The sequence below is a fragment of the Streptomyces sp. NPDC088147 genome, assembly GCF_044741565.1.
Lineage (GTDB): Bacteria > Actinomycetota > Actinomycetes > Streptomycetales > Streptomycetaceae > Streptomyces.
The window spans coordinates 518,342-534,184 of sequence record NZ_JBIUSY010000008.1 but is presented as its reverse complement, the minus strand read 5'-3'; the positions used below and the strand labels follow the sequence as shown (position 1 = coordinate 534,184).

Annotated in this window: 15 protein-coding genes; 8 read left to right on the top strand and 7 right to left on the bottom strand. The window is 71.4% G+C overall.

Annotation, left to right across the window (positions count from 1 at the left end):
• Positions 1-116 precede the first annotated feature (116 nt).
• The 4 genes from ACIOGX_RS28685 to ACIOGX_RS28670 all read right to left on the bottom strand — a co-directional run bounded on the left by ACIOGX_RS28685 (position 117) and on the right by ACIOGX_RS28670 (position 3,031).
• The gene (locus ACIOGX_RS28685) at positions 117-1,127 is read right to left on the bottom strand and encodes a LacI family DNA-binding transcriptional regulator (protein WP_401917489.1); all 1,011 of its coding nucleotides are present in this window, start codon (positions 1,125-1,127) and stop codon (positions 117-119) included.
• A gap of 263 nt (positions 1,128-1,390) precedes the next feature.
• Complete coding sequence (locus ACIOGX_RS28680) at positions 1,391-1,810, bottom strand: arsenate reductase ArsC (RefSeq protein ID WP_401917487.1); 420 nt, start codon at positions 1,808-1,810, stop codon at positions 1,391-1,393.
• 112 nt (positions 1,811-1,922) lie between these two features.
• Positions 1,923-2,657: an aquaporin gene (locus ACIOGX_RS28675; protein WP_401917485.1), complete on the bottom strand. Its 735-nt coding sequence runs from the start codon at positions 2,655-2,657 to the stop codon at positions 1,923-1,925.
• Positions 2,654-3,031, bottom strand: coding sequence for a metalloregulator ArsR/SmtB family transcription factor (locus ACIOGX_RS28670; protein WP_356516057.1), 378 nt, complete (start codon positions 3,029-3,031; stop codon positions 2,654-2,656). Before ACIOGX_RS28670 ends, ACIOGX_RS28675 begins: the two co-directional genes overlap by 4 nt.
• Before the next feature lie 105 nt (positions 3,032-3,136).
• On the opposite strand from ACIOGX_RS28670, the gene arsM reads away from it, so the two are divergent.
• The 3 genes from arsM (at position 3,137) to ACIOGX_RS28655 (ending at position 6,213) form a co-directional block, all read left to right on the top strand.
• A complete protein-coding gene (gene arsM / locus ACIOGX_RS28665) occupies positions 3,137-4,078 on the top strand; it encodes an arsenite methyltransferase (protein ID WP_401917483.1) in 942 nt (313 codons plus the stop codon).
• Between the two features lie 257 nt (positions 4,079-4,335).
• The gene (locus ACIOGX_RS28660; RefSeq protein WP_401917481.1) at positions 4,336-5,235 is read left to right on the top strand and encodes an aldo/keto reductase; all 900 of its coding nucleotides are present in this window, start codon (positions 4,336-4,338) and stop codon (positions 5,233-5,235) included.
• Positions 5,236-5,553: 318 nt separating this feature from the next.
• Positions 5,554-6,213, top strand: coding sequence for an NADPH-dependent FMN reductase (locus tag ACIOGX_RS28655; RefSeq protein ID WP_401917479.1), 660 nt, complete (start codon positions 5,554-5,556; stop codon positions 6,211-6,213).
• A gap of 73 nt (positions 6,214-6,286) precedes the next feature.
• Here the strand turns inward: ACIOGX_RS28655 and ACIOGX_RS28650 are convergent, their stop codons facing one another.
• Positions 6,287-9,226 carry an AAA family ATPase gene (locus ACIOGX_RS28650; RefSeq protein ID WP_401917477.1) on the bottom strand — a complete coding sequence of 980 codons (2,940 nt, stop codon included), beginning with the start codon at positions 9,224-9,226 and terminating at the stop codon, positions 6,287-6,289.
• A 103-nt stretch (positions 9,227-9,329) separates the two neighbouring features.
• Between ACIOGX_RS28650 and ACIOGX_RS28645 the strand changes: the two genes are divergently transcribed.
• The 3 genes from ACIOGX_RS28645 (at position 9,330) to ACIOGX_RS28635 (ending at position 11,924) form a co-directional block, all read left to right on the top strand.
• Entirely contained in the window at positions 9,330-10,262 is a 933-nt protein-coding gene (locus ACIOGX_RS28645) for an NADP-dependent oxidoreductase (protein WP_401917475.1), read from the top strand.
• Between the two features lie 176 nt (positions 10,263-10,438).
• Complete coding sequence (locus ACIOGX_RS28640; protein ID WP_356516067.1) at positions 10,439-11,203, top strand: SDR family oxidoreductase; 765 nt, start codon at positions 10,439-10,441, stop codon at positions 11,201-11,203.
• 91 nt (positions 11,204-11,294) lie between these two features.
• Positions 11,295-11,924 (top strand): antibiotic biosynthesis monooxygenase, encoded by a 630-nt coding sequence (locus ACIOGX_RS28635; RefSeq protein WP_401917473.1) that lies wholly within the window; start codon positions 11,295-11,297, stop codon positions 11,922-11,924.
• A 153-nt stretch (positions 11,925-12,077) separates the two neighbouring features.
• On the opposite strand, the gene ACIOGX_RS28630 is transcribed toward ACIOGX_RS28635, so the two are convergent.
• Positions 12,078-12,731, bottom strand: a complete 654-nt coding sequence (locus ACIOGX_RS28630; RefSeq protein ID WP_356516071.1) for a hydrolase — start codon at positions 12,729-12,731, stop codon at positions 12,078-12,080.
• Between the two features lie 198 nt (positions 12,732-12,929).
• Here ACIOGX_RS28630 and ACIOGX_RS28625 point away from each other — a divergent pair, with 198 nt between their 5' ends.
• Positions 12,930-13,403 (top strand): MarR family transcriptional regulator, encoded by a 474-nt coding sequence (locus ACIOGX_RS28625; protein ID WP_356516073.1) that lies wholly within the window; start codon positions 12,930-12,932, stop codon positions 13,401-13,403.
• A 169-nt stretch (positions 13,404-13,572) separates the two neighbouring features.
• On the opposite strand, the gene ACIOGX_RS28620 is transcribed toward ACIOGX_RS28625, so the two are convergent.
• Positions 13,573-14,562, bottom strand: a complete 990-nt coding sequence (locus tag ACIOGX_RS28620; protein ID WP_401917470.1) for an alpha/beta hydrolase — start codon at positions 14,560-14,562, stop codon at positions 13,573-13,575.
• 251 nt (positions 14,563-14,813) lie between these two features.
• Here ACIOGX_RS28620 and ACIOGX_RS28615 point away from each other — a divergent pair, with 251 nt between their 5' ends.
• Positions 14,814-15,842: an LLM class flavin-dependent oxidoreductase gene (locus ACIOGX_RS28615; protein WP_383972944.1), complete on the top strand. Its 1,029-nt coding sequence runs from the start codon at positions 14,814-14,816 to the stop codon at positions 15,840-15,842.
• Position 15,843 lies beyond the last annotated feature (1 nt).

Below are 15,843 nucleotides of genomic sequence, written 5' to 3'. Positions count from 1 at the left end.
GTGCGGGCAGGAGACGGAAGGCAGGAGGCAGAAGGAGAAGACAGGAGGAGAGCTGGGGCAGGGCAGGGGTTACCGCCCCGGCGTGCGAAGTACTCAGGCCCCCCGGCCGGGGCTGCTTACGCTTCCCCGCACGTCCCACCCGACGACGCGCGTACGACGAGACGCGCCGGCAGGACCACCGATGAAGGTGTGCCGCCCTCGACGGCGTCGAGGAGCAACCGCATCGCCGTCGACCCCATGGCCTCGGCGTCGTGCGACACGACGGTGAGGGGAGGGTCGAGTTCGGAGAACCACTCGATGTCGTCGAAGGCCACCAGGTCGACGTCCACGCCGATCCGCAGCCCCCGGCGGCGCAGTGTGCCGAGCGCCCCGACTGCCATGAGGCTGTCCGCGGCGAGCAACGCGGTCGGCGGTCGCCCCCCGGACAGCAGTCTTTCGGCGGCCGCGTAGCCACTCGCGGAACGGAAGTCCCCCGAGGTGATCAGCTCGGGATCGCTGTCGAGTCCGTAACGCCGGACGGCATCCACGAAGGCATCGTGGCGGGCACGGCCGGTGGATATGGAGAAGGGGCCACCGATGTAGCCGATGCGGGTGTGTCCGCGGTCGGCGAGGTGGGCGACAGCCTGGTCGATGCCGCCGGCGTTGTCGGTGGTGACGCTGGGCACCTCGAATCCTTCGACGGTCCGGTCGACGAAGACGAGGGGCAGCTTCGTGGCGAGGGCGCGCAGATTGGCGCTTCCCTCGCCCTGCGGAGCGATGATGATGCCGTCGACCCGCTGGGTCAGAAAGCTCTCCAGATAGGTGTCCTGCTGCCGGGGGTCCTCATTGGCGTTGGCGAGCAGGGTGACGTACGACGAGCGCAGGGCGGCCTGTTCGGCCCCATGCGCGACGTCGGCGAAGAACGGGTTCCGCACATCGGAGATGAGCAGTCCGACCGTCTGTGAACGGGCGGAGCGCAGGGAACGGGCGCGGGCGTCCGGCCGGTAGCCGAGATCTTCGGCAGCTGCCCGGACGCGTTCGCGGGACTTGGCGGACGTGGAAGGGTTGCCGGAGAGCACTCGGGAAGTCGTGGCGACGGACACGCCGGCGCGCGCGGCGACGTCCTTGATGGTCACGGTGCTGTCCATGGGCCTCTCCATCGTGACGAGGATTGCGCGGTGCCTGCTGTCTGGAATCGTTTCCGTGGAAACGATTCCGGTCAGGATCCTGAGGGCTTCCCCCGCAGTGCGTCAAGGGGTTGGACCGATCCTCCACGCCACGTGAGCGTTTGCCGTTCCTGATCCGCGTAGCCGGGCCCGTGGCAAACGCGTCGGACTGCTCATCACCCACTGCCCCCTTGGCGCCCCGCCCGGATCGGCCACGGCCGGCCGTCGCCGCCGCAGCCCGGTGACTACTCCGCCCCCACGCCCAGTTCGGAGATCAGCCGCCGCACGCGCTGCTCGATCTCGTCCCGGATCGGCCGTACGGCGTCGACGCCCCGGCCGGCCGGATCGTCGAGCTGCCAGTCGAGGTACCGCCTGCCGGGGAAGACCGGGCAGGTGTCCCCGCAGCCCATGGTGATGACCACGTCGGACGCCTGGACCGCCTCGAAGGTGAGGACCTTCGGAATCTCGGCGGAGATGTCGACGCCCCGCTCTCTCATCGCCTCCACGGCGGCCGGGTTCACCGAGCCGGCGGGCGCCGATCCGGCCGAGCGGACCTCGACCCGGTCACCGGCGAGGTGGGTGAGGAAGGCGGCGGCCATCTGGGAGCGGCCTGCGTTGTGCACGCAGACGAACAGCACGGAGGGGCGTGGGGCGGCAGTGGTCATGGCAGGAGTCCTTGCGGAGGGGAGGGTGGTTCTCGGGCATGTCGTGGATGCGGCGCCGTCCGCCCGCAGGGGCGCGGGGCGTCACGGGCCGCCGGGGCTTTCGCAACAGGCCCTAGGGGGAGGCGAGTTCACGCTCGTCGCGCGGGACGACGGTGGTGTCCGTTGAGCGCGCCGGGCGTCCGTACACGACGGCCACCGCACCGAGCCCGAGCGCGGCGCCGACCAACTGGGCCGCGATGAACGGCGCGAGGGAAGCGGGTGCGATCCCGGCGAAGGTGTCGGTGAAGGCGCGGCCGACGGTCACCGCGGGGTTGGCGAAGGAGGTGGAGGACGTGAACCAGTAGGCGGCCCCGATGTAGGAGGCCACGGCGGCCGGGGCCAGTGCGGCGCCGCCGATGCGCTTCAGGCCGAGGACGAGCAGGACGAGCCCGGCGGTGGCGACGACCTCGCCCAGCCACAGATGCCGCGCGGAGCGGTCGTGCGTGGAGAACGTCACCAGCGGCTCGGCGAACATGGCGTTGGCCAGGACGGCCCCGCCGATCGCTCCGGTCACCTGCGCGAGCGTGTACGCGGCGACTTCCCGCAGGGCCGGTCCGGTCCGGTCGCGGCGGCCGGCGGACCAGGCGGCGAGGGTGACGGCAGGGTTGAAGTGTGCGCCGGAGACCGGACCGAGCAGTGTGATCAGCACGGCCAGGCCGAAGACGGTGGCGAGGGAGTTGGCGAGTAGTTGCACACCGGCGTCCTGCGACAGCTCGGTGGCCTGGATGCCGGAGCCGACGACCACCGTCACCAGCAGCCCGGTCCCCACCGCTTCCGCGGCGACACGGCGGCCGAGCGGCGCGCTCACGCGCTCGCTCCGGCGGGCCGCGGCATGGTCAGGAACACGGCGAGCCGGTCCAGGACGCCCGGCTGCAACCAGTAGTACACCCATGTTCCACGCCGCTCGCAGTCGATGAGACCGGCCTGCCGCAGCAGCTTGAGGTGGTGGGAGACCGTCGGCTGGGACAGGTCGAACGCCGGGGTCAGCTCGCAGACGCAGACCTCGCCGCCTTCCCCGCGCGAGGCGATCATCGACACCAGTCGCAGCCGTACCGGGTCACCGAGGGCCTTGAACACCTTGGCCAGCTCCCCGGCGCGCTCCTCGTCCAGGGGTGCGGCGGACAGGGCCGGGCCGCAGGCGGCGGTGTCTTGGCCGATCACCTCGAGCTCTTGATTCGACATGCCTCTATATTGACGTTCTTCGATCCAGGCCGCAAGGTTGCATCGAGGAAAGCCAATGCGGGCCGTTCCGGTGTGCCGCGGTCCGCCATCACCCAGGAGTGCGTCATGAGCGAACAGAGCACAGAGCTGCGCGAAACCGTCCGTCGGCGGTACGCCGCGGCGGCCGTGAAGGTCACGGAGGGTGTCACCGCCTGTTGTGGGCCCCAGCCGGTGGAGGTGGGCGAGGACTTCGGCTCCGCCCTCTATGCCGCCGACGAGCGTGACGCCCTGCCCGCCGAGGCCATGGCCGCCTCGCTCGGCTGCGGCAACCCCACCGCCGTCGCTGAACTCCGCGCCGGCGATCGCGTCCTCGACCTCGGCTCCGGCGGCGGCATCGACGTCCTGCTCTCCGCTCGCCGCGTCGGCCCCACCGGCAAGGCGTACGGGCTGGACATGACCGAGGAGATGCTCGCCCTCGCCCTGGCCAACGCCGAAAGGGCCGGCGCGACGAACGTGGAGTTCCTCAAGGGCACGATCGAGGCGATCCCGCTGCCCGCGGACACCATCGACGTGGTCATCTCCAACTGCGTCATCAACCTCTCCACCGACAAGTCGGCCGTCTTCGCCGAGATGTACCGCGTCCTCAGGCCCGGAGGCCGGATCGGTGTCTCCGACATCGTCGCCGATGACACCCTCACCCCGGCCCAACGCGCCGAGCGTGGCGATTACGTCGGCTGCATCGCCGGCGCGCTGTCCTTCACCGAGTACCGCCAGGGCCTGGAGACCGTCGGGTTCACCGACGTCGGGATCAGCCCGTCCCACCCCGTCGCCGACGGTATGCACTCCGCGATCGTCCGCGCCGTCAAGCCACTGACCGCGGACGCCTTCCAGGAGACGGCGGAGTCCGCCGACACGTACCGCGGCGTCAACGCCTGCTGTACCTCGGCCGGGATCTCCGCCGACTCCACCCCGACCGTCACCGACGCCAAGACCGCCACCACTCCGAACCCCGGTCCGTCGGGGACGCCCACGGACGAACACACCGATGGCGGGACCACCGCCAGGTGATCATCGGGACGCGCCGATATGTCCGCCTCGGGAAGGTCACCGCTGCGGCGCGTCTCACCCGGCTCCGCCGCTGAACGGCGAAGCGGCCGTCAGTAGTGGTAACGCATAGGGGATGTTCGGGGTTCCGGGGCGTGCTGTGACATTCCCCCACCTCTCCCGGCCTTTCCGCCACGGCGTTCACCTGCGCATACTCCAGGGCCGCCGCACCTCGAACCGTCGAGGTGGGAGGGGCCGATCGGATGGAGCTGATGAATCGGATGACGTCGCACACGGTCTCCGCGGCAGCCTCGGGCACGTGGCCGCTCGGTGATCTCATAGTCAACCGGATCGGCTTCGGCGGCATGCGCCTGACCGGCAGCGCCGCCTTCCACCAGGGCACTCCCAGCGATCGCGGCCAGGCAATCGCCGTACTGCGCCGGGCGGTCGATCTCGGCGTCAACCACATCGACACCGCGGCGTTCTACTTCTCCCGGCTGCGTTCCGCCAATGAGCTGATCAACTCGGCGCTGGCACCGTACGCGGACGGCCTCGTCATCGCCACCAAGGTCGGCCCGGCCCGGAACCTCTCCGGAGAGTGGGCCGAACCGGCGCGGCCCGACCAACTGCGCGGCCAGGTCGAGGAGAACCTGCGGCAACTCGGCCGCGACCACCTCGACGTGGTGAACCTGCGCGTCATGGGTCAGGACTCCATCAGCGAGCACTTCGGGGCCCTCGCCGAGCTGCGTGAGGCGGGACTCGTACGCCACCTCGGTGTCTCCGGCGCCCGCCTGGAGCACCTGGCGCAGGCAGAGGCGATCGCGCCGGTGGTGTGCGTGCAGAACCAGTTCGGTCTCGACGCGCCCGACGGGGAGGAGATGCTCCGTGCGTGCGCGGCACGCGGCATCGCGTTCGTGCCCTTCTTCTCCATCGCCGGAGAAGGGCGCGAGGCCGGTGCCGTACGGGGCGAGCACGACGCGGTCCTCGCCGTAGCCCGCGAGCATGGGGCCTCACCGGCGCAGATACGGCTCGCGTGGACCCTGCATCAGGGCACCCACGTACTGGCCATCCCCGGAACGGGCAACCCGGACCACCTCGTTGACAACGTGGCAGCGGGCGCGCTCCGACTGACCGAGGAACAGTTTCAGCTCCTCCATTCGATCGGCCGCTCCGCATCCTGATGCTGCCGGGCGGCAGGGGCGGCGCCGATCGTCCGGGAACGCCGCTATCAGTTACGTCCGGCGGCAGCTTGCCCGCGGGATCGCACAGGCAGGACCGGAACGGGACGCGTGGACGCGCTGGCGGGCCCATGACGATCGCCCGGCGCGAGGACGACGTTGTGCGTCGAGTCGCCCGTGCCGGCACCACTGTCGTTTGCCGGCGGCAGAGCGTGGGCGGCTCGGCTCCTCGCGGAACCGCAGAGTGTCGTCCCGTGGTGGCGGACCGGGGTGGGGAAAACTGGCCGCCGAGGACAACTGCCCGGCGAAAGGCACCGCACGATGACCACGGACGCTCACCCGGCTCCCGTTCGGGTCCTGGTATTCGGCGCGGCACTGCGCGCCGGGTCCACCAACGCGCGCCTCGCCTCGCTGGCGTCGGACCTGATCGCCGAGACAGGCGCCGAGGTCGACCTGGCCAGGATGCGGAATTTCGACATGCCGCTGTACGACGGGGATGTGGAGGACTCCGAGGGGCTGCCCGCCGGCGCCCTGGCCCTGTGCGAAAGACTCCAGCGCAGCGACGCGTTCGTGATCGCGTCGCCCGAGTACAACGCCTCCGTTCCAGGACTGCTGAAGAACGCCATCGACTGGGTGTCCCGGGTACGGCCGCAGCCGTTCAAGACCAAGCACGCGCTGCTGCTCTCATCCTCCCCGTCGATGATCGGCGGCAACCGCGGCCTCTGGGCGCTGAGAGTGCCGCTGGAACACCTGGGGACACGGGTCTACCCCGACATGTTCAGCCTGCCCCGCGCGCACGAGGCGTTCACCGAGGACGGCCGGCTCGCGCACCCCGGCTCCCAGGAGCGGCTCACCGAGACCATCTGCGGGTTCATGCGGCTGGTCCGTGCCGACGTGGAGTTCGTGTGCCTGCGGCGCCGCTGGTACGAGTTCCCCGGCGATCGCACCGACGCACCGGTTACCCACCGGAGCGAGAACTGACCCGCGTTCGCCGACCCGCCATCGCGTAGTTCCTCCACGCCGTCGCATCGGCCCCCGTGGGGCCTTCGCCGGGCTACGGACTCTCCGACAGCGGGACGAAGAACTCCTCCCGGTCACGCCTCTCCGGCGTGACCGCGACCGCGTGATCACGCAGTTGCCGGCGCGAGGAGATTCCCAGCTTGCGGAAGATGCTGCGCAGGTGTGTATCCACGGTCCGCCGGGACAGATACAGCGCAGCGGCGACCTCCTTCGACGTGTCGCCCCGGGCTACACGCTGCGCTATGCGCTGCTCCTGAGCCGTCAGCACGGCCGGCTCACCGCCCTCCGAGCGCGGTGCCCGCGCACCGGCCGCCGCCAGCTCGCCCGCGCAGCGCTCCCGGAATGACCAGGCCCCGGTGCGGCGGAAGATGTCGTACGCCGCGCGCAGCGGTATCCGGGCGGCCGACATGCGCGCCTGTCTGCGCAGCCACTCGCCCCACAGCAGATGGCTCCGGCCCGCCTGCGGGAGCGCCCCGGCAGCTGTCAGGGCGCGCACGGACTCACGGAAGAGCCCGTCGGCCTCGTCGCCGTCCGACAGCAGTGCCCGTGCCCGCAGGTGAAGCCCTCGCGCCCAGTCGCTGCCGGTCAGCCGCGCGCACTCCTCCAGCCGGGCGGCGGCGGCCAGCGCGTCCTGCCGGTGCCCGCTGCGTACCGCGGCCTCGACCAGTTCGGGCAGCAGCCAGTTCCGGTACGCCAACTCGTCCAGCGACACCGCCTCGGCGCAGACCTCGAATGCCTGGCCGTACCGCCCGCGCGAGTTGTACAGCACGGCCCGCGCGTACTCGGCCGCCGTCAGCAGCCGCCCCTCCTCGCGTGCCGCGGCGTCCCTGGCGCCGGTCGCGGCCAACGCCTCGACGGTGTCCCGCCGTCCGCTCCAGGCCGCCAGTGCCAGCGCGGCGTAGTCCAGCGGTACGGCGCCGATGGCCTCGCTGACCCGGTACGCCTCGGCGACGCGGACGCGCGCCTGGGCCAGGTCGCCGTGATGGATGTCCGCCAGCGCCTGGTGCGTCAGGCCCCAGGGGAGCGCCGTCACCGCGGCGAGCCGGCGCGCCGCCGCGGTCCGCCGGTCGGCCAGCGCCCGCCAGGCGGCGCCGTCCCAGACGTCGACGGCGGCATGGCAGGCCAGCCAGCCGCCGACGGCGTCGAGGTCGGTGTGGGCCGGGGCGTCCAGATAGGCGTCCACCGCCCGGCGCATCGGCTGGACGGCGGGACCGTAGCCCCGCAAGGTGCGGGCGGCGACGGCCGACAGAAGCGCCTCGTGGGGGCGTGCGGCCGTTTCTCGTAAGGTCTCCTCTGCCCTGCCCAGGGAGGTCTCCCGGGCCGCCTCCCTCGTGGAGAACTCGCACGCCCGCGCGGCGGCCGTGCGCAGCACGTGCGCCGGAAGCCGCCGGCCGGCGAGGACACCTGCCGACAGCGCCTCCAGCAGGGCGATGCCCTCCTGCCGTACGTCGTGGACGCGGGCGTGTTCCGCCGCCCCGTGCAACGCCCGCGCGGCCGGCCCGTCCCGGTCCACGCTGTATCGCGTCCGCGCGTGCAGGCCCGTCGCCTCCGCCCGCTCCGCGCGCGGCAGCGCGGCGAGCTGGAGGTGGCCCAGCAGATCCAGCGCGTGCCGCAGCCCGCCGCCGCGCCGCCAGGCCGAGGCCGCGGCCAGGAGCCGCAACGCCCGCTGCCGGCGATCGGCCGTCAGCAGCGCCGCCAGTTCCAGCAGGGCCGCGGCCGTCCGCGTCTCATGGCGGGTCAGCCGCTGTTCGGCCGCCGCCTGCAATCGCGCCGCCACGCGCTCGTCGAACGAGGCCGCGGCCTGCCCGAGGTGCCAGGCGTGCTGTTCGGGAACGCGCAGGACGTCACAGGTGCCCGCCAGCGCGCCGTGAACCTGTCGGCGCCGCGTGACGGACGCCCGCGCGTAGACGTACGTCCGCAGCAGAGGATGGGCGAACCGTACGCCCGGCCCGAACGCGATCAGTCCGGAGGACTCCGCCTCGGTCACGTCGGCACCGCGGAGCCCGAGCGCCTCGGTCGCCCGGAGCACGGTCACGGGATCTCCCAGCGGTTCCGCCGCGGCCACCAGCAGCACCTGGTGCGCCGCGTCCGGCAGGCCGTTCAGCGCGTCGCGCGTCCAGTCCGGCGGCAGCCATACGTCCGGCTCCCGCGCCGGGGGCCGGACGGATGCCATCTCCGTCGGGGAGAGAGCGTGCGGTACGGCCAGCAGCGCCCGCGGATTGCCCTGGGCCTCGGCGACGACCCGCTCGCAGACGGACGGATCGAGGGGAGCGGGCAAGTGGGCGCGCAGCAGCGCGAGTGCGTCCCGGTCCGTCAGTCCTGACAACCGCATGCGGGGAAACGAGGCCAGTTCGGGGCAGTCACCGGAGTGCGGCGGCGGCGGCAGCGCGAAGAGGCAGGCCACCCGCGCGTCGCCGCATCGACGCGCGGCGATGGCCAGGGCTTCCCGTGACGGCTGATCCAGCAGATGGGCGTCGTCGTGGAGGCACAGCAGCGGTTGCACGGCCGCGGCCGTGGACAGTAACTGGAGGAGCGCCAGGCCGATCTCCAAGGCGTCGGGGTGGTCGGCGCGCTGGCCCGGGAAGGGCGCCGCAGCCCCCATGGCCCCTTTCGCCATCATGCCCTCCACGGTCTCCCGCTGCCGGGGCGGCAGCCGGGGCACATGGTCGCGCAGCGCGGCGAACACGCGCTGCAAGGCCGCGTAGGGAAGTCGCCGTTCGGCGCTGGTGCCCGCCACCCGCACGACCCGCACGCCGGACGATGTGGTGCCTATGTGCTCCAGCAGGGTGCTCTTGCCGATACCGCGCTCCCCGTCCAGGACGATCGACCCGCCGTGACCCTTCAGGGCGTCCCGTACCAGCCTCTTGAGCGCGGCGATCTGGGGGTCTCTGCCGTACAGCCCGCCCCTGGCGTCCTCCCCTTGACGTGCCGTACCCGCCATACCTGCCGTACGTGCCGACGCGGCTCCCTGCATGCGATCCCCCAGCTCGACGGTGGCCCGCTCGTGGATGTTGACACGTCAATCATATGCGCTACTGTTGATGTGTCAACAAACGGTTGGGCGAAGGAGAGCGAACATGAAGGCGCTGGTCGCGCGGTCCTACGGGCCGCTGGAAGAGCTTGAGATCGCGGAACTGCCCACACCGGTCCCCGGCCCCGGACAACTCCTCGTCCGTCTGGAGGCGGCGGCCCTCAACGCCGTGGACAAGGCGCTGATCACCGGCGCCCTGCGGGACGCCATCCCGGTGACCCACCCGTTCGTCCCCGGAGTCGACGTCAGCGGCACGGTCGAAGCCGTGGGGGAGGGCGTCACCCGGTTCGTGCCAGGAGATCCGGTCATCGCCTGGAACGGCGTCGCCTCCGGCGCCCTCGCCGAGCGTGTAGTGATCGACGACGCCCCCTCGGCCGCCCGGCGCCCCCCGGAACTCACGCCCGCGCAGGGGGCCGCCCTGCCCACGGGCGCCCTCACCGCCGCCGCGCTGCTCGACCTCGCCGACGTGCCCAGCGGCTCCACCGCCCTGATCGTCGGTGCGACGGGCGGCGTCGGCTCGTACACGGTCCAGTTCGCCCGGCGGGCGGGGCTGACCGTGCTGGCCACCGGCCGCGCCGACGACGAGGTGTTCCTGCGCGGCCTCGGGGCCGACCACGTCCTCGACTACCGGGCCGTGGACATCGCCGAGGAGACCCACCGCCTGGTGCCCGGCGGAGTCGATGTCGTGTTCGACATGGCCAACGCCGGTCCCGCTCTCGCCGCCACCGCCGCGGCGGCGAGGCCCGGAGGCCGCCTGGTCTCCCCGCTCGGTGGGCCGCCCGCCTTCGACCGTGACGTCACCGCCTTGTACGGCGGCACGCGCGCGACCGAAGGACGTCTGGCGTCGCTCGCCGCTCAGGCCGTCAAGGGTGAGCTGCGCATTCCGATCGACGCCGACTACCCCTTCGCCGAGTCCCGTCAGGCCCTGCTCGACTTCGCCGGCCGCCATGTGAAAGGCAAGATCACCGTCACTTTCTGACGCCGTGACCTTCTGACGTCGTGACCTTCTGACGCACCGACCGCTCCTGGTGGGGGACACCGGCGGCACCGGCCCATGGCGCATCGCGCGGCGGGCGCCCGGCTTCGCCACCCCACCAGGACCCGGACGGACACCCCCGACCTTCCCCGTGCCTTCCCCTCAGGAGCTGAACAGCTGTGACGGATACGTACTTCGACTTCACCGGCAGGATCGTCCTCATCACCGGAGGTGCCGGCGGCATCGGACGCGCCGTCGCCCTCGCGTTCGCCCGGCAGGGTGCCACCGTCGTCATCGGTGACATCGACGAGCGCAGCGGCGAGACCGTCGCCCTCATCGAGAAGGAGGGCGGCACGGGTCTGTTCGTCCCGACCGACGTCACACGCGCGCGCGACGTGGAGCACCTGGTGTCCACGACCGTCGCCACGTACGGCGCTCTGCACATCGCCTTCAACAACGCGGGCGTCTTCGTGCCCCCCGCGCCCTTGGCCGAGCAGTCCGAGGAGGACTGGGACAAGGCGATCGCGGTCGACCTCAAGGGCGTCTTCCTCTCCCTCAAGTACGAGATCGCGCACATGGCCGGGGCGGGCGGCGGCGCCATCGTCAACACCGCCTCGATCGCCGGTCTCATAGGTGACCCGGACATGGCGCCGTACGTGGCGGCCAAGCACGGTGTGATCGGCCTGACCAAGGCCGCAGCCGTCGACTACGCCAAGGCCGGCATCCGGGTCAACGCGCTCGCTCCGGGCCTCACCAGGACCGCGATGACCCAGCCCTGGCTGGACGACCCGGTCAAGCGGGACATCGTCCTGGCCGGACCGCAGATGGGGCGGGCGGCCGATCCCGAGGAGATCGTCGGCATGGTGCTCCACCTCGCCTCTCCGGCCGCGTCCTTCACCACCGGCGGCGTCTTCGTCGTGGACGGCGGCCAGACGGCCCACTGAGCCGCCACCGCCACCGGCGCTGTCGTCGGCGCGCCGAGCACCGGCGCGTGGCCCTCGTGACGACATCCCGTCCCGCATCCCTGGAGCCGAGTTGACGACAGCACCCCCGCACGAGCCCACCTCGGACCCGCTGCCCTCCGGCGAGATCGCGGTGCTCATCGCCCGCCAGGTCGACCCCGGTCACGAGCAGGAGTTCGAGCGGTGGGCGCATGGCGTGCTCGACACCGCGACGTCCTTCCCGGGCCATCTCGGCTACGGCCTGTTCCGCCCGGCCCGACCCGGCGGCCCATGGTTCCTGGTGCACCGCTTCCGGGACGCCGAGGCATGCGCCGACTGGCAGAACTCGCCGGAGCGCGCGGCCTGGTTCCGCCGCGCGGGCTCCGGCCACCGGGAGATCGACCGCCGTCATCTCACCGGACTGGAGGGCTGGTTCCCCCGGCAGGACGGGGCCGGCGGTCCGGGCGGCGCGGATCCGGGTCCGGACTCGCTCGCGGGACCGGGCGCGTCCGCGATGCCCGCCAGATGGAAGATGACGCTGACGGCGGCACTCGGCATCTTCCCCGTGTCCCTGCTCAGTGGCGTCGTCCTCCAGCCGGCCTTGTCGGCGATCCCGTTACTGCCGCGCACGGCGCTGATCGCCCTCTTCTTCAGCAGCCTGATGTCGTACGCCGTGATGCCGGCACTGACCCGGATGCTGCGCCGATGGCTCTACCCTCGGTGACTCGCGCCTGTCACCCGCCGGGGCTACGGAGGGAAGCACCACGTGAGGACAGGCCCCAGGGGCCTGTCCTCGAAGTCCGTGTCTGCCCGGCGACGCCCGGCGGACACGCTCCGAAGACAGGCCCCAGGCCCCGGGCCCCGGGGGCCGTGCTCGTCAGTCCTTGTTCTGGCCGAGAAGCTGGAGCTCCCAGGCCAGGCTGGTGCCGAAGGCGCCACCGTGCTGGAGGAGGATCTCGGTCACGCCGGGCACGGTCTCCTCGCGCGCCCAGTCCCGCTGCCACTCGGCGATGACGGTGCCGGAGCAGGTCGGGATGACACCGGCCTGGATCATGCGCTCGATGCCCCGTTCGTGGGCCTCGTTGGAGGTGGCGCCGGAGGCGTCCGTGACGGCGAAGACCCGGTAGCCGTCGGCGAGGGCGTGGATGGCCGGCCAGGCCAGGCAGATGTCGGTCCAGAGACCGGCCATGATCAGGTCCTTGCGGCCGGTCGCGGCGACCGCGTCCACGACCCGCTGGTCCTCCCAGGTGTTGATCGTGGTGCGGTCTATGGGGGTCTGCTCGGGGAAGACGTCCTGGAGCTGGCTGATGAGGTGGCCGCCGCGTTCCTCGACCACCGTGGTCAGAATGGTGGGTACGTCGAACAGCTTGGCGCCCTTGGCCAGGGCGGTGACGTTGTTGACCACCAGGGTGGTGTCCATGCTGCGCATACCGGCGAACTGGGCGCCTTGGTGGTCGATCAGCAGCAGCACCGACTTCGAGGGCTCCAGAAGCGCGTCGAGTCCGGTGTAGGTGATGCCGTTGGCTGCCATGTCGTCTCCGTGGTCGTAGCGACGGCGGCCTTGACTGCGACCGCCACCAGCGACCCTTCCAGCCGGACCCCTGCCGCGACATCGGTAACCATTACGTAGTCGGCCGCTGCATCTCCACGACATTTCCTGAGTGAGGGGTTCCTGGGGGGAACATCGGGGTATTTTGGTGATGCGTCAACAATCTGGTAGCCTGGGTATATGCCCGAACCGCGATGGCTCACCCCGCGCGAGGCCGAGATCTGGGCCGCGTACCGCCGACTGTGCCGCGACCTCCAGCGTGCCCAGGATCAGCAGTTGCAGCAGGATTCCGGTATCTCGGCCGCCGACTACGCCCTTCTCGCCCCTCTGTCGGAGACGGAGGACGGAGTCCTGCGGGCCCGGGATCTCGGTGTGGAGGTCGACTGGGAGCGGAGCCGGCTGTCCCACCAGATCAGCCGGATGGAGAAACGCGGACTGGTCGTACGGGAAGCGTGTGAGGATGACGCCCGCGGCTCGATGGTGCGCTTGACCGCGGAAGGCAGAGCGACCATCGAAGCAGCCGCGCCCGGTCATGTGGAGATCGTGCGGCAGCTGTTCTTCGACCCGCTGGACGGGGATGAGATGCGTACGCTCGGAGACTTCCTGGAGCGGATCGTGGCCGCGGTGGAGGGGAACGCCGAGGGTCGCGCCTGAGAAGCGCGGCGCCCGGACCGTCTGTGTGAATCCACCCGCCGAGACTCCCGGGGCGGAGCCGGCCCGAGGTCCGCGCGCGGGGACCTCCGGCCGGTCGCCCCCCCCCCGGCGAGACGCCCCGGACCGGGCCCGGGGGCCGGGCCCCCGGACGGGGCCACATCGGAGGTGGTCAGAAACGCGGTTCCCCGTCGCCCGCCGTCTCCGTGTCGGCGAGGTGCGAGTCCAGGAACGCCAGCGACGCGGGCTGCCAGTGGGGCAGTACGGACGGCAGGCCGGTACCGCCGTGCGGGGCGTCGGGGTAGACCAGGAGTGTCGTGTTGCGGTTGGCGATGTCCCAGCGCCGTTCCAGGAAAAGGGTGTCGTCCACGAGGTGGTCCGCGGTGCCCACCCCGAACAGGACGGGCGGAAGCCCCGTCAGGTCGGCGTAGAGCGGGGACAGGTCCGGGTCGCGGCGCTGGGTGGGCGACAGCTCCGGGTGGGCCAGGTCCATCATGCCGCGCAGTACCGTCGTGCTCAGTACGTCGTGGTCCGTCTCCTCCTGGGTGCTGGGAGTGCCCGACAGGTCGTAGACCCCGAACTCCAGGACCGCGGCGGCGAATCGGCCCACGGTGCCCCGGCGGCGCAGCCGCAGCAGAGTGGCTGCCGCGAGGTTGGCGCCCGCTGACTCCCCGTGGATCAGAAGCCGCGTCGTACCGAACTCCGCGCCGGCATGGTCGATCAGCCAGGACGCGGCCGTCTCGCAGTCATCGTGGGCCGCCGGATAGCGGTGCTCGGGGGCGAGGCGGTAGTCGACCGAGACGACCGCGAGGTCCAGTGTCCGGGAGAGGAAGGCGTTGAGGCCGTCGTTCATCTCGGGGGAGCCCATGATGAAGCCACCGCCGTGGATGTTCAGCAGCACCGCGCGCGCGGGCCGGACCGGCACGAAGGTACGCAGCCTGACCGGGCCGTGCGGCCCCTCGATGTACCGGTCGACGGCCTGGTCCTCTCCGGCGGCGGACAGCTGCCGACGGAGATCGTCCAGGGCCTCGGCGTCGTACGCCTGGGCCGTGCCGCCGGGGAATACGGCGCTGAACGCGGGGGACATGGCCTCCACCATCGCGCGTCCCTCGTCTCGTATGACGGGACGAAGGCGATCGATCTCCGCACTCCAGAGAGCCATGGCGGTCGTTGTCCTTTCCTCGGGGGATCCCGGGGTGCAGGACGACCGCTCCCCGGCTTTGTTGATGCAACAACATCCTTGCATCGAGTTTATTGACACGTCAATCAATCGGCGGCGGGTGTGGGCCGGCGGGAGCGTCGGGCCGCGACGAGCCGTGCGTGCCGGCCCTGTCATGGCGTCGCCCATTGTTGACGCGTCAATCTGAATATGGGATAGTTGAAGCATCAACCAATGGAGTTGTCGTGAGTGACATGACTGACCTCGTACTCGGCCTCGACACGTTCGGTGACGTCCCGCAGGACGCCGGCGTCACCCTCTCCCACGCCGCCGCCATCCGGCAGGTCATCGAGGAAGCCGTGGTCGCCGACGAACTCGGCGTCGACGTCATCGCCGTCGGTGAGCACCACCGCCCGGAGTACTCGATCTCCGCCCCGGAGACCGTCCTGGCCGGCATAGCCGCCCGCACCTCGCGGATCAAGCTCGCCTCCGGTGTGACCGTGCTCAGCTCGGACGACCCCGTCCGGGTCTTCCAGCGCTTCGCCACCGTGGACGCGATATCGAACGGCCGGGCCCAGGCGATCCTCGGCCGCGGCTCCTTCACGGAGTCCTTCCCCCTCTTCGGATATGACCTGAGCGACTACGACGTCCTGTTCGAGGAGAAGCTCGATCTGTTCGTGAAGCTGCTCGACGAGAAGCCGGTCACCTGGAGCGGCACCACGCGTGCCGCGCTGGACACCGCCGAGGTGTTTCCGAAGACCGAGTCGGGACGGCTGGACACCTGGGTCGGCGTGGGCGGGTCCCCGCAGTCCGTCGTGCGCACCGCGCGGCACGGGCTGTCGCTCATGCTCGCGATCATCGGAGGCTCACCCGCGCGCTTCGGGCCGTACATCGACCTCTATCAGCGGGCCGCCGCCCAGTTCGGCACGGTCGCGCATCCCGTGGGCATGCACTCGCCCGGGTTCGTGGCCGACACCGACGAGGAGGCCAAGGAGGTGTTCTATCCGCCGTACAAGGTGATGCGGGACCGGATCGGCGCTCAGCGCGGCTGGCCGCCGCTGCGCCGCGAGGAGTTCGACGCCGAGGTCGAGCACGGCTCGCTGTACATCGGCGCGCCCGAGACGGTCGCACGGAGGATCGCCGGTGCGGTGAAGACGCTCGGCGTCGGACGCTTCGACATGATCTACGGTTCCGGTGCTCTGCCGGTCGGCGCCCGGATGCGTGCCGTCGAGCTGTTCGGCTCGAAGGTGGCGCCCATGGTCCGCGACATCCTGGCGGGCTGAG